This window comes from Micromonospora sp. WMMD714 (assembly GCF_029581315.1).
Lineage (GTDB): Bacteria > Actinomycetota > Actinomycetes > Mycobacteriales > Micromonosporaceae > Micromonospora > Micromonospora rifamycinica.
The window spans coordinates 4,897,231-4,918,944 of the sequence record NZ_CP120744.1 but is presented as its reverse complement, the minus strand read 5'-3'; the positions used below and the strand labels follow the sequence as shown (position 1 = coordinate 4,918,944).

The window sequence follows — 21,714 nt, the reverse complement described above, 5'->3', positions numbered from 1 at the left end:
GCCGTGGCCGGCCGGACGGCCCGGGACGATCCCGGGCCCCGGGCCGCGCGTGCCGGTCACGGCGCACCGACCAGCAGGGCGGTGTTCGCGCCACCGAAGGCGGCGTTGAGGCTGAGGGCGTACCGGCTGGTCACCGGGCGGGGCGCGGCGACGACCACGTCCAGCGGGCAGGCCGGGTCGGGGCCGAGCCAGCCGGCGTTGACCGGCAGCTTCCCGTGCCGCAGCGCGGCCACGGTGACCACCAGTTCGAGCAGTCCGGACGCTTCCAGCGCGTGCCCGTGCAGGGCCTTGGTGGAGCTGACCGGCACCTGTCCGGCCCGCTCCCCCAGCGCCGACCGCAGCGCCGCCGCCTCGGAGGCGTCGCTGTATCCGGTGCCGGTGGCGTTCGCGTTGACGTAGCCGACCACCCCGGCGGGCAGGTCGGCGCGGTGCAGCGCCGCACCGATCGCCCGGGCCAGCCCACCACCCTGCGGATCGGGCTGGCAGGGGTGGTGCGCGTCGCCGGCCCGCCCCCAGCCGGCCAGCGTCGCCACCGGGTCGCCGCCCCGGGCGCGCAGCGCGGCGGCGGACTCCAGCACGACCGCGGCCACCCCGTCGCCGAGCAGCAAACCGGTGCGCCCGGTGCTGAACGGGCGGACCGCGCCGTCGACGGCGAGCGCCCGGCCGGTGTCGAAGAGCGCGAACTGGTCCGGCTCGACCAGGTAGCCGGCGGCCACCACGACCCGGTCGGTGTCCCCCCGGCGGATCGTCGCGGCGGCGTCGGCCACCGCGCTGGTCGCCGAGACGCAGGCGGTGGTGTAGACCCGGGTCGGGCCGCCGAGCCCGCACCGGCGGGCCAGCCGGGCGGCCAGCGTGGGCAGCTCCGGCCAGGCCGGACCGTCGTCGGCCCGCTCGCCGCCGGCCCACCACGGGTCGTCGGTGTCCGCGACCGGCCGGTCGTCGGCGTACGGGCCGGGCAGCGTGGCGGGGCCGCCGTGGGTGGCCAGGAACAGCGCCGACCCGGCCCGCTGCGCGGGGTCGAGCCCGGCCGCGTCGCAGGCGGCGTCGACCGCGTCGGCCAGCTCCTGCGGCAGGGTGGCCACGTCGGGCCGGGTGGCCGCGACGGTCACCCGGCGGCCGGTGGTGGCGAAGCGGCGGACCGGCCGGAACGTCGGCGTTCCGGACAGCACCCCGGCCAGCAGCGCGTCCACCCCCCTGCCGAGGGCGCTGACCGCGTACGTGCCGGAGATCGTGACGGACGCCCGCTCAACCATCAGCGGCGGCGGTCAGCGAGGCGTGGAACACGGTCAGGGCGTCGTCCACGGTACGGATGCCGGCGAGCTGGTCGTCGGTGAGATCCATCCGGACGTCGTAGCGCTGTTCGACCAGGTGCACCAGCCAGGCCAGCTCCATCGAGCCGAGCCGGTGCGGGATCTGGTCGGCGGGTTTGCCGGTTAGCTCGGCGAGCATGCCCACCAGGTCAGCTCGCCCCAGGTCGGGCTGACCGGACATCAGCGGTTGTCGGTGGTCGCCCCGGCGACCCGCTCGGCGACCATGGTGGTGAACTCCCCCACCGTCATCAGGGCCAGCTTCTCCGACTCGTCGTCGGCGAACCGCAGCCCGTACCGGTCCTCCACCCGGACGGACAGGTCGGACAGCGCGAGGGACTCCAGGTCCACCCCGGACGGGCCGAGGGTGGTGTCGTCGTCGATGCCGTCGACGTCGTAGTTCATGTCCTGGAGCTGGTCGATGACGAAGGTGCGGACCTTGTCTCGCATGGCGGTAACCTCTCTCGGTGGGCGAGTCGCCGGTGCCCGGTCGGGGCATCGGGCACGGGTGGTGCGGGCGTACCACCGACGGTCGGCCGGTGGTGACGCGGTGCTGCCGCCCCGGCGGTCCCCGGGGAGCGTCCGGTGGGCGGGGTGCAGCGGACCGGTCACGGCGTCACCGTGCGCAGCACGTCCAGCGAGCGGACCAGCTTGCCGGTGGTGGTCCGGGGCAGCTGTGCCACCAGGTGCAGGGTGCGCGGCCGCTTGTAGCCGGCCAGCCGTTCGGCGAGCAGCGTGTCCAGCGTGTCCTCGGTCAGCGGCCCGTCGGGCTGCACGTACGCGGTGATCCCGTCGTCGTAGGCGACCACGGCGGCGGCCACCCCGGGCAGCCCGGTGAGGGTCGCCTCGACCTCGGTGAGATCGACCTTCAGGCCCCCCACGGAGACCTGCGAGTCGAGCCGGCCCCGGACGGTGACCAGACCGGTGGCCGGGTCGACGGTGCCGGCGTCGCGGGTCCGCAGCCAGCCGTCGGCCCAGCGGTCGGGGTCGCTGAGCCCCACGTACGGCGAGGCGGGGCAGCTGATCAGCAGCTCACCGCCGGACTCGCGGACCTCGATGCCGGGTGCGGGCGCGATGGCCGGGCGGTGCAGGCCGTGCAGGTCGGTGCCGATGACGCCGACCTCGGTCATCCCGTACATGTTGCCCAGGGGTACGCCGTACCGGTCGGTGAACGCCTGCACGACGGCCGGCGGGACAAGCTCCCCGCCGGTGGTCATCCGCGCGAACTGGGGCAGCGGCCGGTCGGGGCGGGTGGAGGCGAGCAGTCCGATGTGGAAGGGCACCCCCAGTACGGTGGCCGGGGTGTCCTGGGCGGCGATGGCGGCCAGCACGGCGTCGCCGCCGAGCCGCTGCGGCGGGACCAGCTCGACGCCGGCGTGCAGGCCGTAGAGCAGCCCGCCGACCAGGCCGAGCACGTGCACCATGGACGGCAGCAGGATGATCCGCTCACCGGGGCGGGCCACCCCGTCGATGCGGGTGTAGCGGTGCACCTCGGCGACCAGGTCGGCGGCGGTGCGTCCGATCACCTTGGACGGTCCGGTGGAGCCGGAGCTGAGCTGGATCACCGCGTGGCCGCTGACCGCCGGGCGGTCCGCGTAGCCGGTGACGGTCTCGGTGACGTCGACGAAGACCTTCAGCGCGCCCCCGCCGGTACGCTCCGGTGACACCACCACCTGCGGGGTGAGCCGCCGCAACGCCCGGTCGACCTCGTGGTCGGTGAGCCGGTGGTCGAGCAGGACGGCCTGGCCGCCGCAACGCCAGGTCGCCAGCAGGTTGACCACGTAGGACAGTGACGGGGGCAGGCGCAGCGCGGCGGCCCCACCGGGGCGCAGTCCGGCAGCGCCGAGCCGGGCCTGCGCCGCGGTGACCAGGCGGTGCAGGGTGGCCCGGTCGACCGGCTCGGGCAGTCGGAGACAAACGTCGGTCGGACGGCCGACGAACAACACGTCGTCCACCCAACCGGGGTCTTGCGCCGCAGGATCTTCCGTCGGGCGATTACTGGTCACCGCCGGCCACCGTCCAGCATAGAATCGGGCTGAATCCACCCAAAAGTGATGTCTCTTGGCGTGCTCACGGAACCCTACGACAGCCGCGAACAGCATTACTAGATGCGAATGGCTAGATCAGAAAAGGCGGCCGGTTGGATTGCCGCCGCTCGATCGGCGGGGCAGGATCAGGCGCGTGCGCCGGCCCGCGACCGTACCGCCGGCCCCGCCGTGCCCGCCCCTCCACAGTGGATCGATGCATGATCGGGCAACTCGGCGGAGGCCGGGCCGCCGGGCCGGGCCGCCGGGCCGGGCCGCCGGGCCGGGCCGCCGGGCCGGGCCGCCGGGCCGGGCCGCCGGGCCGGGCCGCCGGGCCGGGCCGGGCCGCCGGGAACGCAAGATCAGATTGCCGTCCCGCGCATCGTCCCCGGCGTGTCGGCCACCTTTCGGCAATCTGATCACGAGACGAGACGGAGCGCGCCACGATGGGCAGGCCCGGACCCGGCGCGGGCGGACCGGCGCGGGCGGACCGGCGCGGGCGGACCGGCGCGGGCGGACCGGCGCGGGCGGACCGGCGCGGGCGGGGGCGGGGGCGGTGGGGGGCTGGCAGGTGAGGGAGGCGGGCGGGGCCAGGTGAGGACGGACGGACCGGGGGCGCGGCAGTGGCGGGTGCGGCGGCCGGGGGTGTCACGCCGCCCTGGGCCGGGGGTGTCAGGCCGCCCCGGGCGGGGGTGCGCCGTGGAGCACCAGCGCGCTGTTGAACCCGTCGAAGCCCCGCGCGCAGACCAGCGCCACCCGGCTGCCGGGCCGGCGGGGGGCACGCAGGAAGTCCAGCTCACAACCGGGGGCAGGATCGACCGGTCCCGCCGAGACGGGCAGCGTGTCGTGGCGGAAGGCGAGCAGGGCGGTCGCCACGTCCAGGGCCGACCCGCCCTGGTGCGCCCGGCCGGTCAACGACTTGTGGGTGCTCACCGGTGGCGGCCGGTCACCGAAGACCGCCCGCAGCGCCGTCGCCTCGCTCCGGTCGTAGCGGGCCACCCCGAGCGCGTCGGGGACGACCAGATCCACCTCGTCGGCGGTGTTCCCGGCGCGGGCCAGCGCCAGCCGCATCGCCCGCGCGTACGTCGCCGGGTCACCGGCGGTGTCCGGGCCGGTGTGCACGGCGTCGTGGGTGGCCGCCCAGCCGGTCACCTCACCGTAGACCCGGGCACCCCGGGCCAGCGCGTGCTCCCGCTCCTCCACCACGAAGACCGCGCCCCCCTCGGCGGGCACGTAGCCGCCGGCCGCCCGGTCGAACGGCCGGTACGCCAGCGCCGGGTCGCCGACCTCGCTGAGCAGCCCGGAACGGAGCTGACAGGCCAGCGCGTACGGGCTCAACGGGCACTCGGTCGCCCCGGCGACCACCACCGACGTGCCCCGCCGGATGGTGCGTACCGCGTGCGCCAGGCTGTCCAGCCCGCCGGCGGCCTCGGCGACCAGCACCCCGGACGGCCCCTTGAACTGGTGGTGGATGGAGAGCTGCCCGACGCTGGCCGCATAGAACCAGGCGATCGACTGGTACGCCCCGACGGTGCGGCTCGACCCGCCCCAGAGTCGTTGCAGCTCCCGCTGCCCGAACAGGTTCCCGCCGGACGAGCTGGCCAGGGTGACCGCCCAGTCGTACGGGTCCGGGGCACGGGCGGGCAGCCCGGCGTCGGCGAGCGCCAACGCGGTGGCGGCGAAGCCGAGCTGGGTCCACCGGTCGGTCTGCACGAGCTGCCGGGCGTCGACGTAGGCGGCCGGGGCGAACCCGGGCACCTCCCCGCCGATCCGGGTCGGGTAGCCGGCCGGGTCGAACAGGGTGATCGGTCCGGTCCGCCGGATCCCCCCGGTCACCGTACGCCAGTGGGCGTCGACGCCGATGCCGCTGGGCGCGACCACCCCGATCCCGGTGACCACCGCCCGCGCCTGCCCGCGGCCCGCTCCACCGGACCGGGCCGCGCCGGGAGCGGTCGTGCGGAGTCGCGGGGCCGGCGCGGTCACGACGCCGCCAGCCGACGGAACAGCATCGCGGACTGGAAACCACCGAAGCCGCTGCCGACCGACAGGGCCACGTCGACCGGGGTCTCCCGGGCCACGTTCGGCACGTAGTCCAGGTCGCACTCCGGATCCCGGGTGGTCCAGTTGGCCGTCGGCGGCACCACCCCGTACTCGATGGCCAGCGCGCACGCGGCCATCTCGATGGCGCCGATCGCGCCCAGCGAGTGCCCGACCATCGACTTGATCGAGCTGACCGGCACCCGGTACGCCGTCGGGCCGAGCGCCCGTTTGAACGCCGCCGTCTCGTGCCGGTCGTTCTGCCGGGTGCCGGAGCCGTGCGCGCTGACGTAGGAGACCGCCGACGGGTCGAGCCGCGCCTGCCGCAGCGCCGCCGTGATGGCCAGGCCCATCTCCACCCCGTCGGGCCGCAGCCCGGTCATGTGGAAGCCGTTGCTGCGACCGGCGTAGCCGGCCACCTCACAGTAGACGTGCGCGCCGCGCCGTCGGGCGTGCCCCCACTCCTCCAGCACCAGCACCGCCGCCCCCTCGGCGAGCACGAAACCCTGCCGGTGGGCGTCGAAGGGCCGGCTGGCGTGCGCCGGGTCGTCGTTGTCCGGGCTGGTCGCCCGGATCGCGTCGAACGAGGCGACGGTGACCGGGGAGATCGGCGAGTCGGCCGCCCCGGCCAGCACGATGTCGGCCTCCCCGTCGGCGACGAGCTGGTGGGCGTAGCCGATGGCGTCGATGCCGGAGGTGCAACCGGTGGAGATCACCTGCGCCGGGCCGTGCAGCCCGTGCCGGCAGGCCACGTCGGCGGCGAGGCTGCTCGGCACCAGCGCCTGGTAGAGGTACGGCCCGCCGAGGGCGTGGTCGACCAGCCAGTGCCGGCCCGAGTCGCTGACCCGGACGTACTCCTGCTCCAGGGCCGTGGTGCCGCCGACGGCGGTGCCCAGCACCACCCCGGCGACGTCACGGTCGGCGTCGGTCAGGTCGAGCCCGCTGTCGGCCAGCGCCTCGGCGGCGCAGGCGAGCGCGAACTGCGCGTACCGGTCGGAGCGTTGCCGCTGCGCCGGGGTGAGTCCGGCGGCGTCCGGGTCGAAGTCGCACTCCGCGGCGATCTGCGACCGGTACGGCGACGGGTCGAACAGGCTGATCCGTCGGGTGGCCGTCCGGCCCTCGGCGAGGGTCTTCCAGAACCGGTCCCGGGTGACGCCGCCCGGGGCGACCACCCCGATTCCGGTCACCACCGTGCGCCGGCCGGTCACGACGGTCCCCGCTGCTCCACCAGTTCGGTGTCGACGTGGCCGAGCTCCGGGCGGGGGGCGAGCGGACCGAGGTGGAAGACCACCTCGGCGGTGGCGTCCCCGGTGTTGCGCAACCGGTGCCGCACGTTCCGCGGCACGAACAGCGCCTCCCCGGCGGCCAGCGGAACCGGCTCGTCGTCCAGGTCGACGGTGATCGCGCCCCGGACGAGATAGAGGAACTCCTCGCTGTACGGGTGGTAGTGCTCGGCCACCCGGTCACCGGGAGCCACCGTCACCACCCCCATGAACCCCGAGGTGCTGCCGACGGTACGCGGGCCGAGCAGCACCCGCAGCTCCCCGCCGCGCCGCCGGTCGGCGGGCACGTCCCGGGCCGCGACCAGTCCGGTGGTGACCTCACTCATCGCCGGCCTCCGCGTACGCCCGCTCGATCCGCTCCTTGATCAGCGCCAGTTGCGTCCGGCTGTTGGTGTTGATCCGCTCGGTCATCGCCGCGTCGTCCACCGGGGCGGTCGGCTTCATCGCGAAGTCCTGTACCCAGGTCATCCGGGTGCCCGCAGGCTCGGTGTCGTAGTACCAGTGGATCCGCATGTACTCGAACGGGCCGGTCTCCACCCGCCGAGCCCGCACCTGCCAGGTCGTCGGGTCGGCGGTGCGTTCGCTGACCCAGCTCCAGGCGACGCCGTTCTCGTCGGGGTGCATGGTGAGCCGGAAGCGCACCGTGTCACCCTCGCGGTGCAGGATCTCCACCACCGCGTACTCGGTGAACAGCTCGGTCCAGCGCGGCACGTCGTTGGTGATCTCCCAGACCAGTTGCAGCGGGGCGGCGATCACGATGCTGTTCTCGGTGTGCCCGGCGTCGGTGGCCGCCGGGTCGCCGACCGTCGGTCCGGCGGGACCGGCCCCGGCCACCAGGTCGGCCACGCCGGCGATGCTGAGCCGTCCGGCCTGTTCGGGGATGCGTACCCGCCAGCGGTCGGCGACCACGGCGGACAGTTCCAGCAGCGCCAGCGAGTCCATCCCCAACTCCTCCAGGGTGGCGGCGGGCGCGCGGGCGGCGGCATCGGCGTCGAGGCCGCAGTGGGTCACCAGGATCTCGGTGATCTCACCGGTGAGCGGTCGGCCGTGGGTGACGGTCATCTCGGGTCCTCCTCGGTTACGGGTCCAGCGCTGCTCCCCGGCGGCCGTCGCCGCGCGGGCCACCCGGCGGTCGGGACGATCAGCGGACGGTCCATCGGTGCGGCCTCCCCACGGCGTACCTCCACCGGGCGACTGGCCCCGGTGTCCGACACCCTGCGGCCGGTCCCGTCACCCGGGCGTCACCCGACAGCCCGTCTCATGGTGACGGTGCGTTGACGCAGGCTGTGTAACAGCTATGCGCTCGCTGTCCATCGCGACGACACTTCGCAGTTCAGGAGCATTACGGCCCAGTCGCGATACTTACACCTTCATTGACCGAGAGTAATCACATTGGTAGTGTTCGTGCCGGTCGGCCCGGCAGGCACGGCGCCGTCGCGGAGCGACCAGGCCACGGCGTCGCGGGAGACCGCGTCGAGGCACCGGACGGGCTGAACCCAGGTTCTCCGTGCAGGGGGTGCGCCAGTGACCGGTCAGGCCAGCCCGCCGACCAGCGACGTCCCGGGCGACCCCCCCGTACACCTGCATCTGCTCGGCGGTTTCCGGCTGTTGCACGGCGACACCCCCGTGGTGGTGCCCCGGGGGCTGCAACGGGTGATCGCCGTGATCGGGCTGCGCCCCGGCGCCACCCGCAGCAACCTGGCCGGTCTGCTCTGGCCGGACGTGCCGGAGGAGCGGGCGCTGTCGTCCCTGCGCACCGCCCTGTGGCGACTCCGCCAGGACCCGTGCTGCCCGCTGCTGGCCAGCGGTGACACCGTCCGTCTCGACCCGACGGTCCGGCTCGACGTGGACGACCTCGTCGCCGCCGCGGCCCGGGTCCGCAGCGGCGACGACCCGCACGCCGCCGCCCTCGCGCTCGCCGCCGGAACCCGCGACCTGCTCCCCGGCTGGTACGACGACTGGGTGCTCCTGGACCGCGAGCGGCTGCGCCAGCTCCGCCTGCACATGCTGGAACAACTCGCCGCCGACCAGCTCGAGGCCGGCCGGCACGGCGAGGCGTTGCAGGCCGCCCTGGAGGCGATGGCCGCCGAGCCGCTCCGCGAGACGCCGCACCGTCTGGTGGTACGCATCCACCTCGCGGAGGGCAACGCGTTCGAGGCGGTGCACGCCTTCTACGTCTATCGGGACCTGCTCATGCGGGAGCTGCGGCTGGAACCGTCCCCGGCGATGTGCGCCCTGGTCGACGAGACCCTCGCGCCGATCCGGCAGGCCACCCGCCGCACCCCGGCCACCCGCCGTCACGATCCCTCCGAACGGCGTGACGAGCAGGTGACAGCACCACCGCCAGGGTGGACCCACCGTGAGCCCCGCACCGACCGGGGCACACCACCGGCGAGAGGGGTACGATGAGCCGTCTGGTGATCGTCAGCAGGATCATTCCCGGCGCGGAGGGGCGGGTCGCCCAGATCTTCGCCGAATCCGACGCGACCGAACTACCCGCTCTCACCGGGCTGCGGCACCGCTCCCTGTACCGTCTGCACGACCTGTGCGTGCACCTGATGGAGACCACCGACGTGGACGTCGACACCCTGGTCACCGCCCACCACCACCCGCTGTACCAGCGGACCAACGAGCGGCTGTCGGCACACACGTCGTCGTACCTGCCGACCTGGCGGTCGCCCCGGGACGCGCCGGCCGGCTGCTTCTACAGCTGGGACGTCGCCGACGCGACCACCCCGGAGGCCCTGCGCTGAACCGTCCCGCCGTCGCCGTCGGGGAGCGCCGTCGCCGTCGGGCCGAACCGGCACCCCCGGGCAGCGCCGCGCCGTCGGGCCGAACCGGCACCGCCGGGGAGCGCCGTCGCCGCTGGTGGGGGCGCTGCGGCGGGCGCGGCCGCGACGACACCGCGTCGCGGTGTCGGCACCGCCCGACACCGGGCATTCCACCTGCGCAACGAGGGGCGGTCCTCCCTGTCGTCCGACATACGCGTGTGCGAAGCTGCGGCGGGTCTTCGCGTTTTCCTCGCGACGACGACATACGCAATAGGGAGGTAGCCGTGCCGTCGACTTTCGGGCAATGGCTGATCGTGATTCTGGCCCTGCTGGTCGGCCTGGCCGGCGGGTGGGCGCTGTGGGGACGGCAGAAGCCGACCGTGACAGCGCCCATCGTGGAGGGTGACCCGGTCGTCGGGCTCTCCCCCGAGGAGAAGGCCGCCGCCACGATCGACGCCCCGCGCCCGGACGCCACGGTCGACGCCGCCCCGCTGCCCGCCGCCGTCGTGGACGAGCCCGCCCCGCACCAGGCCACCACCGCGCCGGCCACCGGTGACGCCGCCGCGACCACCGGCCCCGCCGCACCCGTCGACGACACCCCCCTGGCCGACCGGGTCACGGCCGACCCGACCCCGGTCGACCAGGTTCCCGTAGCCGTCGACGGCACGCGCACCACCGTCGCCGCCGACCGGCCCGTCCCGCTGACCGACATCGAGGACGAGCCGGCCGCCGCCGACCGCACCGTCGCTGACCCGACGGCCCCGGTCACCGTCACCGACGGGAGCACCGCGTCGGTCCCCGCCCCCCGGACCGCCGTCGAGGACACCCCCGACCCGGCCGCCGACCTGCCGGAGCCGACCCCGGCCGACGCGGAACCCACCGCCACCGGACCGGCCGCGAGCGACCCGGTGACCGAGCGTCCCGCCGAGCCGACGGCCGAGGCCGCACCGGCCGACCCGGCGACCGCGCCGGACCCGGCCACCGCGCCGGACCCGGCCACCGCGCCGGACCCGGCCACCCGTACGCCGATCACCGGCACGGAGCCGGAGCCGGCCACCCCCGACGACGCGCCGGCCGCCCCCGACACCGACGACGCACCGACCACCCTGGTCACCGCGCCGGAGTCCACCACCCCGGCCGCCGCCGACACCGACGACGCGCCGGCAACCCCGGCAGCCGCGCCGGAGCGCACCGACCCGGTGGCCGCCGACGTGGATGGCGCGCCGGCAGGCGTGGCGGCGGTGGTCCCGACGCAGCGCACCGAGCCGGACCGCGCCCCCGTCGCGGGCACCACCCCTCTCCAGGACACCGCCCTTCTCCAGGACGCCGCCACCGGGCAGGACGAGCCGGCGGACGACTTCCGCCGCATCCAGGGCGTCGGCCCGAAGATCGCCGCCGCCCTCCAGGCTGCCGGTGTCCGCACCTACCGGCAGCTCGCCGAACTCGACGAGGCGAGCCTGCGGGACACGATCCGCGCCGCGGGGCTGCGCGCCACCGCCAGCCTGGCCACCTGGCCGCAGCAGGCGAGGGTACTGGCCGGTGCGGGTGCCGAGGCCACCCGGGTGCTGCCGACGCCGACCGGAGGCGACGCCCAGGACTGATCGGCTCGGCCGCGGGGGCCGGTGGGGCGTACCCGGCACGTGCCCACCGGCCCGCGCACCCACCGGCCGGAAACTGACCGTTCCGGAATACCGTTTATCCGGTCCCGACCGGTGGGTACATGGGCGTCACCTCAAATACAACACCAGCCGGGAGGCACCCCCATGCGCGGTTCGTCGATCCTCGGAGTCATCGTCGTCATCTGGTTGATCATCGGTGCTGTCGCCGCCGGTCAGCGCGGTTACTACGGAAACGACGACACCAACTGTGCCGAGGCCGGCACCATCCTGGTGACCATCGTGGCCGGGCCGCTCAACTACATCGGCGCCAACCCGAAGATCGACTGCAAGCTCCCCGAGCCTTCGAAGTAGACCGCGCCCGCCCGGCCCGCGCCCACCCCTCGGGGCGCGGGCCGCCTCATGTCCGCTCCAGATCACTACCCGGTCGCCCACTCCACACCCGCTGACCTTCCTAGGAACCCACCCTGCATCCTCGATCACCTCATCCATCGACGCCCACCACTCGTCGATCAAGAGGTAATGGTCAGCATGGCGCGCTCTGGTGACCTGAACCTCTTGATCACCGGCGCAAGCACGGGCGGGAGCCGGAGCGGGGCGGGAGCGGGGTCAGCCGGCTACGTGGATGCCGGGGCGGCGGGAGGGGTCGGGTTCGCTCTTGCGGATGATCTCCCGGACCACCGGTGGGGTGTCGCCGCGGCCCAGGATCAGGTAGCGCAACAGATGGGCGATCGGGTTGCCCTCCGACCACTCGAAGTGGGCGTGCGGGCGGACGCCGGTGCCGTCGCGCAGCGCCAGCAGGATCGCGGCGATCGCGTTCGGCACCGCCGGGCTGCCGGCCCGCAGCACCCGGAACCCGCCCACCTCGACCCCGCGCACCCGGAGCACCCGACTGAACTCCGAGGGATCCACCACGTCGATCTCCAGGAAGAGCACGTCGGAGGCGCCGGGCACCGGGTTCATGCCCCGTTGCGCCCGCTCCTTGACCCGGTACTCCTTGAGCGCGCCGCTGTCGCGCTTGTGGGCGATCAGGTGCAACCGGCCGTCGTGGGCCAGCGACTCGGCGACGAAGCGGCGGGCCGGCTCGTCGAACTCGATCCGCTCGGCCCGCAGCTCGGTGGTCCGGGTGACCCGGGAGACCAGCGAGACCACGACGATGCCGGCGACGAACAGTCCGGAGATGGCGATCCCGTCCGGCTTCGCGATCACGTTCTCGGTCAACGCGTAGAGCAGCACCGCGGTCAGCACCGTGAAGCCGACCGCGGCGAACCGGTGGTGGGCCCGGACCGCCGCGATGGTCACCGCGACCGCGCCGGAGACCATCATCGCCAGGATCCCGGTGGCGTACGCGCCGGCCTGGGCGTTCACGTCGGCCCGGAAGGCGACGGTGAGGATGATGCTGATCAGCGTGTACACCAGGACCACCGGCCGGACCGCCCGCCCCCACTCGGGCGCCATCCCGTACGACGGCAGGTAGCGCGGCACGATGTTGATCAGGCCGGCCATCGCCGACGCCCCGGCGAACCAGAGGATCAACACGCTGCTGATGTCGTAGACCGTGCCGAAGCCCTCCCCGAGGTGCGCGTGGGCGAGCCAGGCCAACGCCCGGCCGTTCGCCGCGCCCCCGGGTTGGAACTCGCGCGGCGGGATCAGCACGGTGGTGACGAACGCGGTGGCCAGCAGGTACACCGACATGATCAACGCGGCGGCGGTGAGCAGCCGCCGGGTGTTGCGGATCCGCGCGGCCAGCCGCTGCTGGCGATCCGCCCCCGCCCCACGGACCAGCGGCATCATGCTCACCCCGGTCTCGAAGCCGGACAGGCCGAGGACCAGCAGCGGGAAGGCCAGCACGGCCGGGCCGAGCACGGCACCGAACCCGTCGCCCCCGGCGGTCAGCGCGGCCGTCCAGTCCGTTACGGCGGCCGGGTCGGCGGCGATCTCGGCCAGACCGGCCGCCACGGTCACCGCGTTGAGCGCGAGAAAGACCACGACCAGCGGTACGGCCACCAGCACCGCCTCGCTGAACCCGAGCAGGAACACCCCGCCGAGGACGAGCAGCAGCGCCACCGTCACCAGTACGGCCGTCCCGGTGCCGTGCGGTGCCGACGACGGCAGGTACGGGTTCTCCAGCAGGTGCACCGTCGCGTCGGCGGCGGACAGGGTGATCGTGACGATCCACGAGGTGGCGACGAAACCGAGCAGCACCAGCACGAAGAGCTTGCCCCGCCAGAACGGCAGCAGCCGCTCCAGCATCGCCACCGAACCCTGCCCGTGCGGGCTCTCCCGGGCGACCCGGCGGTACATCGGCAGCATCCCGAACAGGGTGAGCGCCACGATCAACAGGGTGGCCAGCGGGGAGAGCGCGCCGGCGGCCAGCGCCGCGATACCCGGCAGGTAGGACAGGGTCGAGAAGTAGTCGACGCCGGTCAGGCACATCACCTGCCACCAGGGGTGTCGGCGCTGGCTGCCCTCCTCGGTCTCCGGGCCGACCGGCTGCACCCGGTGCGCGAAGAGCCACCGGCGCAGCCCGCCCTGGGGTCGCGCCGGCCGGGCGTGGCTCTCCACGCACTCCGGCAGCCGCACCGGCCCCGGCCGGGTGCGCTCACCCTGGCCGGCGGACCGGGCCTCCCGCAGCGCCCGCCCGTGCCCCGGCGACGGCGTGCTCCCCCGTCGTTCCCGGGGCCGCCGTTCGCGTGCGCCGTCCCGCCCGTCCACCGTCCCCCCGACCGCCCTGGTAGCCCCTGTTCCCGACGGTAGGCGCTGGCACCGGCTCCGCCGGCCGGAACGGGGAAGCCGGGCGATCCCTCAGGCCGGGCACATCGTCAGGCCGGGTGGGTGGCGGTCGGTGGCGCGACGGACAGGGCCGCCAGCAGGGCGTCGGGGTCGGTGACCGTCACCGTGGCCGCCGGGTGGCGCAGCCACCGGCCGGGGGCCAGCCCCGGCACCGGCGAGCCGAACCGCAGGCACACCCCGGCCGTGGTGCCGGTACCGAAGGTCACCCCGCCGTCGGCCAGCGACAGGTGCGGCCCGACCACCCGCCACCAGCGGTACGGCCCACCGCGCCGGGCACCGACCACGTTCCCCCGCGCGGTACGCAGCCGCCAGGGGCCGAACCGGATCGCCACCATCTCGTCGTCGACCACCACGGCACAGGTCTGCGGCCGGATGCCGAGCAGCGCCAGCGGGGCCTGGAACCTGGGGTCGAACCGGAACGCGAACCGGTGTACGGGCATGGCCGACGGATACCCGGTGCACGTCACCCGACACCCGGCCCCGCCGACGGGTGGCCCGGACTCCAGGAGCGCGGACCGGCAGCGGCCACGGACCGGACCGGCACGCCGGCCCCCATGCCCGGACCGACACGCCTTCCGGCCAGCATGCCGGCCCCGTGCCCGGACCGGCGGGTGACGGCGGGAAGGTGTCAGGTCAGGGCGCGGGTCCAGTCGTCGACGTGTGCGGTCAGGTGGTCGGCGACCGACCGCCAGTAGGGGCCGTCCTCGGCGTGGATCCTGGCCCACGGCTGCACGCCGTCCCGGGCGCCGTCGCGCAGCAGGTCGTACATCGCGCGGGCCCGGGGACCGAGGGTCGCGGCGAGCGCGGGACACTCCGCCGCCGGCAGGCCGTAGCCGTCGACCAGGACCCGCAGCCGGTGGGCCGACTCCGCGACCGGCCGGTCGGGGCGCATCCCGGCCATCGCCTGCGCGGCGTACGCCAGCTCCCAGCGGCGGGTGCCGGGGCCGGCGCCGTCCCAGTCGATCAGCACCCAACCGCGCGGGGCGCGGACCAGGTTCCACGGTGCCGCGTCGTGGTGGCAGATCAGATCCGTGCCGTCGGGGCGGATCGGCACCTGCCACCGGGCCGACGCCGGGGGCACGAAGTCGGCCACCGCGCGGTGCAGGTCGGCCAGCAGGCGACCGATCGAGGCCAGCTCGGCGGTCCGGTACCGGCCGGCGGGGTGTCCGCACTCTCCCGGCACGTACTCCAGCACCTGACGGCCCCGGTCGTCGCGGCCCAGCGGCCGGGGCGCACCGTCGAAGCCGGCGTCGTGCAGGTGGGTCAGCAGTGCGTCGACCGCATCGGTCCACGGGCCGACCGGCCGGCGGACGGTGTCACCGACCCGGACCACCCCGGTGGTCACGTTGCCGGGCAGCGGCTGTTCGTCGGGGCGCATCGCACCATCCTGGCCGAACGGACGCGTCCCCGCGCGCCGGTTTCCCGGCGCGCGGGGACCCCCCGTCGCGGCTGCTACTGCAGGAACGCCCCCAGTGGTGACAGCAGCAGCCGACCGAGCGCAGCGGCGTTGTCGTCCAGCCGGGTGCGCTCGCCGTCACGGGCCTGCGGATCGTGCCGGCAACGCCAGATCTTCTGCGCGTTGCGCCAGGCCACGTCCCTGGTGTACTCGACCAGTTCGCCCTGGTACCAGTCGTCGATGTCCCCGTTGAGCATGTCGAGGAGCAGCTGCCACCGCTCCAGGTAGCCGCGCCGCAGCGAGGGGATCTTGTCGGCGAAGATGTCGTTGATCTTGAGGTAGTCCCGGTGCTGCTCGGTGCCGTCCACCGGCTCGGACTCCAGGTGGTCGAACGTGGTCACCAGGGCGAACGGCAGGTCGAAGTTGATGTGCGCGTTCACCCCCGCCGCCGCCGACGGCAACGGCCGGGCGTCCGGGCCGCGCATCCGCTGGAACAGGCAGGACCAGGCGCGCGGGGTGGTCGGGCTCGACTCGGTCCACAACCGCATCGCGTCGAAGTAGCGGGCCGCGAACTCCACGTCCAGCCGGGACAGGAAGACCGGGTCGGCGAAGTAGTCGTCGTAGAGCCCCTCCAGCACCCGGCTGGTGATGGTCAGGTAGAGCCGGTTGAAGTCGGCCAGCGGGCAGCTCCGCTCCAACGGCGGCATCCGGACCAGCAGATCCTGGAGCTTGGTGAGGTGGTCGACCACCGCCGGCACGTCCTCCGGATGATCGGCGAGCAGGTCGACGATGTCCGCGTGCACGGGCCCCCAGACCGGTTCCCTCATGACTCCTCCACAGTGGTCGGGGCAGCGCCGCGCCGTCGTTGTCGAGGGACAGCCTGTCAGCGCCGGTGTCGTACCGGATCAGTAGAACGACGTATTCGACACCGCGCCGGACGTACGCTCACGCGCCCCGGGTGCGCAGGTGGATGGCGCTGGCCTGCACCCTCGTCCGCACCTGGAGCTTGTCGAAGATGTGCGACACATGCACGCCGATGGTGCGTTCGCTGATGAACAGCCGCTGGCCGATCTCCCGGTTGGTCAGCCCCTCGGCCACCGCGGCGAGCACCTCACGTTCCCGTGCGGTCAGCGTGGTCAGCTCGTCGGCGTCCGACCCGGACGGTGCGCCGGCCCCGTCCGCCCCGCCGGCACGGGCGCGGCCCGCCCCGGCCGGCCGGCTCCGACCCGCCCGCGCACGCGGGACACCCGTGGCCGGCGCGGACGGGGCGCGCTCGGTCAACTCCACCCGGGCCCGCCCGGCCAATGTCCTGATCTCGCTGGTCAGCGGCACGGCCCCCAGGCCCTGCGCCATCTCGTGGGCCTCCCGCAGCAGCCGGCCGACGGCCTTGCCCCGGCTCCGCCGGGCCAGCAACGCCTCGGCCTGCCGCAGTCGCGAGTAGGCCGCCGGGTAGGGATGGTGCCGCTTGTCCCACTCCGCCGCCGACCGGGCCCAGGCCTCCGGGTCGCCCCGCCCGTCGAGCCGGGTCAGCTCGGCCATGCTCAACACCAGGAAACCGTCGGCGCTGAGCCGGACCGGACCGGCCGCCGTCGTGCTCTTGCTGGCCACCCGGTCGAGCGCGTCGCGCAGCCGGCGGACCGCCGTGGGGTCCACCGCGACGGTCCGGCTGGCGTGCGCCTCCGCCTCGGCCCGCAGCCCGTGCCAGGCCAGCGTGCCCAGCAGCACCACGTCGTCGGAGCGGCTCTCGGTCAGCCCCCGCTGCACCGCCTGTCGGGCCACGTCGTGCCGGCCCTGCCACATCGCCAGGCCGGCGCGCAGGATCAGCATCGGCAGTACGTGCCGGGGTGCGCCACCACCGGCGAGCATGGTCGCCACCGCCTCCAGGTCCCGGTCGGAGGCCTCGACGTCGCCGTACCCGACGGAGAGCCGGCAGCGGGCCAGCAGCAGCTCCACCGCGTCGGCCCCGGACGGACGGTGCCGCAGCGCCGCCGCGACCACCTTCTCCGCCTCGGCCCACTGGCCGACCCGGAACAGCCCGTTGGTGGCGATGGCCAGCAGCCGGGTCTCGTAGGTGCGGCCCAGCCCCAGCTCGGCGACCCGCTCGGCGCCCCGCCGGGCCACCACCACCCCCTCCTCGAGGTTGTTCAGCGGCCCGGTCATCAGCTCCGCCAGATGCAGGTACGCGCAGGCCACGTCCTCGGGGCCACCGGAGCGCTCGGCGGTGTCCAGGGCCCGGCGGACCACCGCCAGGCCCGCGTCCGGGTCCTCCAGGAACGCCTCGCTGAAGCCCAGCGCGGAGCTGGCCAGTACCACCTCGGTGGTGCTGCCGCCGACCGTCGCCGCCAGCTCCAGCGCCTCGCGGGCGCGCTGCCCGGCGTCGGCGTACCGGCCCAGGTGCAGCAGCAGCTCGGCGAGGCGGGCGGCGGCCGTCGTCCGTTCCCGGGTGGTGCACTCGGCGGATTCCAGCACGCTGCGGTACTCCGCCTCGGCGGGGGCGGACCGGCCCGCCGCGGCGAGGTAGCGGGCCCGCCGGATGCGCAGCCCGCAGGACGGGTCGAGCGGTTCGCCGCCGGTCAACTCGGTCAGCAGGGACAGCGCGCGGGCGTGCTCGCCGCTCTGGTGGGCGGTCTCGGCGGCGTGCTCCAGCAACACCGCCCGGTCCACCTCGGGCGGGGTCGCCCCCGGTCCGCTGACCGGGGTGGCGGCGAGCTGCAACGCCGCCGTCCAGTGCCGGTGCGCCTCGGCGAAACCGTAGAGCCGTTCGGCCTCCCCGGCGGCGGCCATCGCCGCCGGCAGGGCGCGGCCGGGCTCGCCGGCCAGCCGCCAGTGGTGTGCCAGCCGCGCCTGGTGCAGCTCCGCCGGTGCCCGGGTGAGCGCCTCTGCGTAGCGGCGGTGCAGACCGGTCCGCTCCGCCGGGAGCAGCTCGTGGGCGAGCACCTCGGCGACCAGCCGGTGCCGCAGCCGGTAGCCGTCGTCCGCACCGACGAGCAGCCGGTGGGCGACCGCCTCCCGGAGCGCCTCGATCAGCTCCGCCTCGGGCAGGCCGAGCACCTCGGCGAGCAGCCAGTGCTCGACCGGTTCGACACCGACGGCGACCGCGTGCACCGCCGCGTGCGCGTGCCGGGGCAGCGCGTCCACCCGGGACAGGAAGATCTCGCGCAGCGTGTCGGACAGTCCGGCGCGGCCGTCGCGCAGGTCACGGGCCAGCTCCTCGACCACGAACGGGTTGCCGCCGCTGCGCTGCCAGATCTGCTCGGCGGCCTCCGGCGCCAGCGGCGTACCGACGATCTCGACGGCCAGCCGGTCGGTGTCGGCCCGGTCGAGCGGGGCCAGGTCGAGCACCCGCACCGACCGCAGCCGGCGCAGCTCGGTGAGCACCCGACGCAGCGGGTGTGCCCCCTGCAACGACTCGGCCCGCACCGCCGCCAGCACCGACAGTTGCAGGTCACCGAGGCCGGCGAGCAGATAGAGCAGCAGTTGCCGGGTGGTCCGGTCCACCCACTGGAGGTCGTCGAGGACGAGCACCAGCGGACGCCCCTGGGCGATCATGCTCAGCCCCCGGGAAACCCGCTCCAGCAGTGCCCCGGCGCTGTCGGCTCCCCCGGTCTCCTCGACGAAGGTCCGCAGCAGGCCGCGCACCGTCGACGAGGTGCGGGCCTGACCGGCGGCGAGCTCGGCGTCGAACCGGCGCAGCGCCTGGAGCACCGGGTGCAGCGGTGAGGCGTCGCCGATGTCCAGGCAGGAGCCGGTGAGCACCACCGCCCCCGCGTCCCGTAACCGGGCCGCCGCCTCGGTGAGCAGGCGGGTCTTGCCCACCCCGCTCTCGCCGCTGACGAAGACCGCGGCGGTCTGCCCGGGACCGATGTCGTGGTGGAGCGCGGCGCACAGCACCGCCAGCTGGTCGGCGCGGCCGACGAGCGGTGCGGTGTCCACATCGCTGGCCATGTCCGCAGCCTAGTCACAGGTCCCCGCACCCTTCTACGGGCTTAATACCTCACCGGTACCTCTCGCGTCGACATTGCGACTAAAGGTGCTGTCGCGCCGACATACGTCGTTCGGCAGATCCCCCGTCAGCCCGGTGGTGGAAGTCTCCGATCGTCGTCAACACCACTGCGGATGAAGGGTGGGTGGGATGCCACTGTCCACGGTCGGTACCGGTCGGGAAGACGTCACCACGTCGCCCTGGCCGGTACCGCAGGAACGGCGGACACTGACGGTGCTCTTCGCCGACATCGTCGGGTCGACCGCGCTGACCGAACGGCTGGACCCGGAGGACGTCCGGGCGGTGCAGTTCGCCTACTTCGACATCGTCGCCGGTGTGCTGCGCCGCTGGCAGGGCACGGTGGAGAAGTACGTCGGTGACGCGGTGATGGCCTTGTTCGGCGCCCGAACCTCCGACGGGCTCGACGGCTACCGGGCCGTCCGGGCCGCCCTGGAGATCCAGACCGCGCTGGACCGGCGGGTGCTCCCCGGCGGGGTGCGGCTGCGGGTCCGGGTCGGTGTCGCCACCGGCGAGGCGGTGGTCGACCTGGCCGGCGTCCGCGACGGCGGCCACGGCATGGCCTCCGGCGCGGTCCTCACCACCGCCGCCCGCATCCAGGAGTACGCCCCGGCGGGTGGCGTGGTCGTCTGCGCCGCCACCCACCGGGCCACCGCCGGCCTGGTCGACCAGCACGCCCTCGCCCCGGCCACCCTCACCGGCAAGGCGCTGCCGGTCGACGTCTGGCGGGTCACCCGCACCGGACATCCGCGCCCCACCCGGCACCACGGCCCGCTGATCGGCCGGCGGCGCGAGGTCGCCACCGTCCGTGACCAGCTCACCCGCGCCGCCCGCGAGCACCGTCCACGGTGGGTGGCCCTGGTCGGGCCGGACGGCATCGGTCGCAGCCGGCTGCTGGCCGAGCTGCGCCACCGGCTGCCGGAGGTCGACGGCACCCCGGTGTGCTGGACGGTGGCGCACTGCCCGCCGTACCCGGAGCAGGTGCTCGGGCCGGTCGCGGAGCTGCTGCGGGACCTCGCGGGGCTGGCCGCCACCGACCCGGCGGAGACCGTCCACGCCCGGCTGGCCGCCCTGGTCGAGGGCCTGCTACCGGCGCACCGGGCGGCGGTGACGGTGGCGGCGCTCGGTGCGCTGCTGGCCGCCCCGGACCGGTCGGCGGAGACCGGGGCCGCAGCGGTACGCCAGGTGCTGCTCGCCCTGGCCGCCCGCCGACCGGTGGTGGTCGGCGTGGACGACCTGGACCGGGCCGCCCCGCAGGTGAACCACTTCCTGCACACGCTGTTCGCCACCGCGACCGCCCGGGGGCTGCCGTTGGCGGTGCTGGCCACCCACCGGCCGGAGCACGTGGACCCGCTGCCGCTGCCGGGGCACCGCCGCCAGCCGGTGGAACTGCCACCGTTGGACACCGTCCACACCGGCCGGCTGCTGCGTCGGCTGGTCGCCCGGGCCGGTCGACCGGCCACGGACGTCGTCCGGCTGGTGCCGCTGGTCGCCGGCCGCCCCGGCTACGCCGCCGCCTACGTCGACGCCGCGCGACCGGGCACGCCGCAGCCGCCGGCCGGCCGGTCGGCCGAACCGGCGCTGCCCGAGTCGCTGCGCCGCCGCGCCGCCGCCCGGCTGGACCGGTGCGACGGCCCGCACCGGGCGGTGCTGATGGCCGCCGCGACCCTCGACGGCGAGTTCACCGCGTCGGCGGTGGCCGGGCTGCTCGGCTGGACGCCCGGTCGGGTGGCGGACAGCCTGCGCCGGCTCACCGACGCCGGGCTGGTCCGGCCCGGCGCGCGGGGCGGCCACGTCATCGCCGACCCGGCCCTGCGCCGCTGCGCGTCCGACCGGCTGCCCCGGACGGTCCGCGCCGACTTCGCCCGCCGGGCCGGCACCGCCCTTCCGGCCGCCCACGCCGACTTCGCCCGCCGCGCTGGCACCACCCTCCCCGCCGCCCACGCGGACCTCGCCCACCGGGCCGGCACCGCCCTACCCGCCGCGTCCGCCGGCCGCGGCGACCTCGCCCACCGGACCGGGGTCGGGCGGGCGGTCCCGGGTATCCGGCCGATCGGCGGGTCGACCACGGACATCCGGTCGATCGGCGGGTCGACCACGGACATCCGGTCGATCGGCGGATCGACCACGGGAAGCCGGTCGCCGTGGCGGCGGGCGGTCGTCACGGCAACGGCCGGTGACACCTTCCGGCTGCGGACGGTCCCCCCGGACGCCATCCCGTCCCACGACCCCCGCCGGGTGCCGGTCAACGTCGACGGACCACGCCGGTTCGACCCGCTGCGGCGGTCCGGAGGGTCCGGGGACCGCGATCCACGGCCCGGCGCCGGGGTGGCGCGCGCGGGCGCGGTGGTCGTGCCGCTACCGGTCCGGGTGGCCGCCGCGCCGGCCGGTCCCCGACCGGGCACCGGTGGCCGGCGACGACGGGGGGAAGGGGTGCCGCGCCCGGCCGTACCGTTACCGGCGCGGGCCGCCTGACCGTCACCGGCG

General features: G+C 75.2%; 18 protein-coding genes. 5 read left to right on the top strand and 13 right to left on the bottom strand.

Annotated elements, in window-relative coordinates:
- Positions 1-56: 56 nt before the first annotated feature.
- The 8 genes from O7625_RS20935 to O7625_RS20900 form a co-directional block, all read right to left on the bottom strand.
- Positions 57-1,253, bottom strand: a complete 1,197-nt coding sequence (locus O7625_RS20935; RefSeq protein WP_282340810.1) for a beta-ketoacyl synthase N-terminal-like domain-containing protein — start codon at positions 1,251-1,253, stop codon at positions 57-59.
- The gene (locus tag O7625_RS20930) at positions 1,246-1,491 is read right to left on the bottom strand and encodes an acyl carrier protein (protein WP_282340808.1); all 246 of its coding nucleotides are present in this window, start codon (positions 1,489-1,491) and stop codon (positions 1,246-1,248) included. The genes O7625_RS20935 and O7625_RS20930 overlap by 8 nt, the downstream gene beginning before the upstream one ends.
- Entirely contained in the window at positions 1,491-1,757 is a 267-nt protein-coding gene (locus O7625_RS20925; RefSeq protein WP_282340806.1) for an acyl carrier protein, read from the bottom strand. Before O7625_RS20925 ends, O7625_RS20930 begins: the two co-directional genes overlap by 1 nt.
- A gap of 158 nt (positions 1,758-1,915) precedes the next feature.
- The gene (locus tag O7625_RS20920; protein WP_282340804.1) at positions 1,916-3,262 is read right to left on the bottom strand and encodes a class I adenylate-forming enzyme family protein; all 1,347 of its coding nucleotides are present in this window, start codon (positions 3,260-3,262) and stop codon (positions 1,916-1,918) included.
- Positions 3,263-4,003: 741 nt separating this feature from the next.
- Positions 4,004-5,230: a beta-ketoacyl synthase N-terminal-like domain-containing protein gene (locus O7625_RS20915; RefSeq protein WP_282340802.1), complete on the bottom strand. Its 1,227-nt coding sequence runs from the start codon at positions 5,228-5,230 to the stop codon at positions 4,004-4,006.
- Positions 5,231-5,310: 80 nt separating this feature from the next.
- Positions 5,311-6,576, bottom strand: a complete 1,266-nt coding sequence (locus tag O7625_RS20910; protein ID WP_282340800.1) for a beta-ketoacyl-[acyl-carrier-protein] synthase family protein — start codon at positions 6,574-6,576, stop codon at positions 5,311-5,313.
- The gene (locus O7625_RS20905) at positions 6,573-6,977 is read right to left on the bottom strand and encodes a cupin domain-containing protein (protein ID WP_282273683.1); all 405 of its coding nucleotides are present in this window, start codon (positions 6,975-6,977) and stop codon (positions 6,573-6,575) included. The genes O7625_RS20910 and O7625_RS20905 overlap by 4 nt, the downstream gene beginning before the upstream one ends.
- A complete protein-coding gene (locus O7625_RS20900; protein ID WP_282340798.1) occupies positions 6,970-7,713 on the bottom strand; it encodes an SRPBCC family protein in 744 nt (247 codons plus the stop codon). Before O7625_RS20900 ends, O7625_RS20905 begins: the two co-directional genes overlap by 8 nt.
- Before the next feature lie 462 nt (positions 7,714-8,175).
- Here O7625_RS20900 and O7625_RS20895 point away from each other — a divergent pair, with 462 nt between their 5' ends.
- From O7625_RS20895 to O7625_RS20880, 4 genes are all read left to right on the top strand, one after another.
- On the top strand, positions 8,176-9,060 hold the full coding sequence (locus tag O7625_RS20895) for a BTAD domain-containing putative transcriptional regulator (RefSeq protein WP_282340796.1): 885 nt from the start codon (positions 8,176-8,178) through the stop codon (positions 9,058-9,060).
- Entirely contained in the window at positions 9,057-9,404 is a 348-nt protein-coding gene (locus tag O7625_RS20890) for a TcmI family type II polyketide cyclase (RefSeq protein ID WP_067308435.1), read from the top strand. The genes O7625_RS20895 and O7625_RS20890 overlap by 4 nt, the downstream gene beginning before the upstream one ends.
- A 302-nt stretch (positions 9,405-9,706) precedes the next feature.
- Entirely contained in the window at positions 9,707-11,023 is a 1,317-nt protein-coding gene (locus O7625_RS20885; protein ID WP_282340793.1) for a hypothetical protein, read from the top strand.
- A 162-nt stretch (positions 11,024-11,185) separates the two neighbouring features.
- A complete protein-coding gene (locus tag O7625_RS20880; RefSeq protein WP_067308441.1) occupies positions 11,186-11,392 on the top strand; it encodes a hypothetical protein in 207 nt (68 codons plus the stop codon).
- Between the two features lie 255 nt (positions 11,393-11,647).
- Here O7625_RS20880 and O7625_RS20875 read toward each other — a convergent pair whose 3' ends face one another.
- The 5 genes from O7625_RS20875 to O7625_RS20855 all read right to left on the bottom strand — a co-directional run bounded on the left by O7625_RS20875 (position 11,648) and on the right by O7625_RS20855 (position 19,172).
- Positions 11,648-13,615, bottom strand: a complete 1,968-nt coding sequence (locus tag O7625_RS20875; RefSeq protein ID WP_282347032.1) for an amino acid transporter — start codon at positions 13,613-13,615, stop codon at positions 11,648-11,650.
- A gap of 245 nt (positions 13,616-13,860) precedes the next feature.
- On the bottom strand, positions 13,861-14,271 hold the full coding sequence (locus O7625_RS20870; protein ID WP_282340789.1) for a hypothetical protein: 411 nt from the start codon (positions 14,269-14,271) through the stop codon (positions 13,861-13,863).
- 188 nt (positions 14,272-14,459) lie between these two features.
- Entirely contained in the window at positions 14,460-15,209 is a 750-nt protein-coding gene (locus tag O7625_RS20865) for a phosphotransferase (RefSeq protein WP_282340787.1), read from the bottom strand.
- 74 nt (positions 15,210-15,283) lie between these two features.
- The gene (locus O7625_RS20860; RefSeq protein ID WP_067314589.1) at positions 15,284-16,054 is read right to left on the bottom strand and encodes a DUF5995 family protein; all 771 of its coding nucleotides are present in this window, start codon (positions 16,052-16,054) and stop codon (positions 15,284-15,286) included.
- Between the two features lie 118 nt (positions 16,055-16,172).
- On the bottom strand, positions 16,173-19,172 hold the full coding sequence (locus tag O7625_RS20855; protein WP_282340784.1) for a LuxR family transcriptional regulator: 3,000 nt from the start codon (positions 19,170-19,172) through the stop codon (positions 16,173-16,175).
- 187 nt (positions 19,173-19,359) lie between these two features.
- Between O7625_RS20855 and O7625_RS20850 the strand changes: the two genes are divergently transcribed.
- Entirely contained in the window at positions 19,360-21,702 is a 2,343-nt protein-coding gene (locus O7625_RS20850) for an adenylate/guanylate cyclase domain-containing protein (RefSeq protein WP_282340781.1), read from the top strand.
- Positions 21,703-21,714: the final 12 nt, after the last annotated feature.

Excerpts from the sequence above, each read along its gene's own strand:
- O7625_RS20905 (WP_282273683.1), bottom strand. The coding sequence starts at position 6,977 with ATGAGTGAGGTCACCACCGGACTGGTCGCGGCCCGGGACGTGCCCGCC.
- O7625_RS20890 (WP_067308435.1), top strand. The coding sequence starts at position 9,057 with ATGAGCCGTCTGGTGATCGTCAGCAGGATCATTCCCGGCGCGGAGGGG.
- O7625_RS20860 (WP_067314589.1), bottom strand. The coding sequence starts at position 16,054 with ATGAGGGAACCGGTCTGGGGGCCCGTGCACGCGGACATCGTCGACCTG.
- O7625_RS20925 (WP_282340806.1), bottom strand. The coding sequence starts at position 1,757 with ATGCGAGACAAGGTCCGCACCTTCGTCATCGACCAGCTCCAGGACATG.
- O7625_RS20865 (WP_282340787.1), bottom strand. The coding sequence starts at position 15,209 with ATGCGCCCCGACGAACAGCCGCTGCCCGGCAACGTGACCACCGGGGTG.
- O7625_RS20930 (WP_282340808.1), bottom strand. The coding sequence starts at position 1,491 with ATGTCCGGTCAGCCCGACCTGGGGCGAGCTGACCTGGTGGGCATGCTC.
- O7625_RS20855 (WP_282340784.1), bottom strand. The coding sequence starts at position 19,172 with ATGGCCAGCGATGTGGACACCGCACCGCTCGTCGGCCGCGCCGACCAG.
- O7625_RS20880 (WP_067308441.1), top strand. The coding sequence starts at position 11,186 with ATGCGCGGTTCGTCGATCCTCGGAGTCATCGTCGTCATCTGGTTGATC.
- O7625_RS20900 (WP_282340798.1), bottom strand. The coding sequence starts at position 7,713 with ATGACCGTCACCCACGGCCGACCGCTCACCGGTGAGATCACCGAGATC.
- O7625_RS20850 (WP_282340781.1), top strand. The coding sequence starts at position 19,360 with ATGCCACTGTCCACGGTCGGTACCGGTCGGGAAGACGTCACCACGTCG.
- O7625_RS20935 (WP_282340810.1), bottom strand. The coding sequence starts at position 1,253 with ATGGTTGAGCGGGCGTCCGTCACGATCTCCGGCACGTACGCGGTCAGC.
- O7625_RS20870 (WP_282340789.1), bottom strand. The coding sequence starts at position 14,271 with ATGCCCGTACACCGGTTCGCGTTCCGGTTCGACCCCAGGTTCCAGGCC.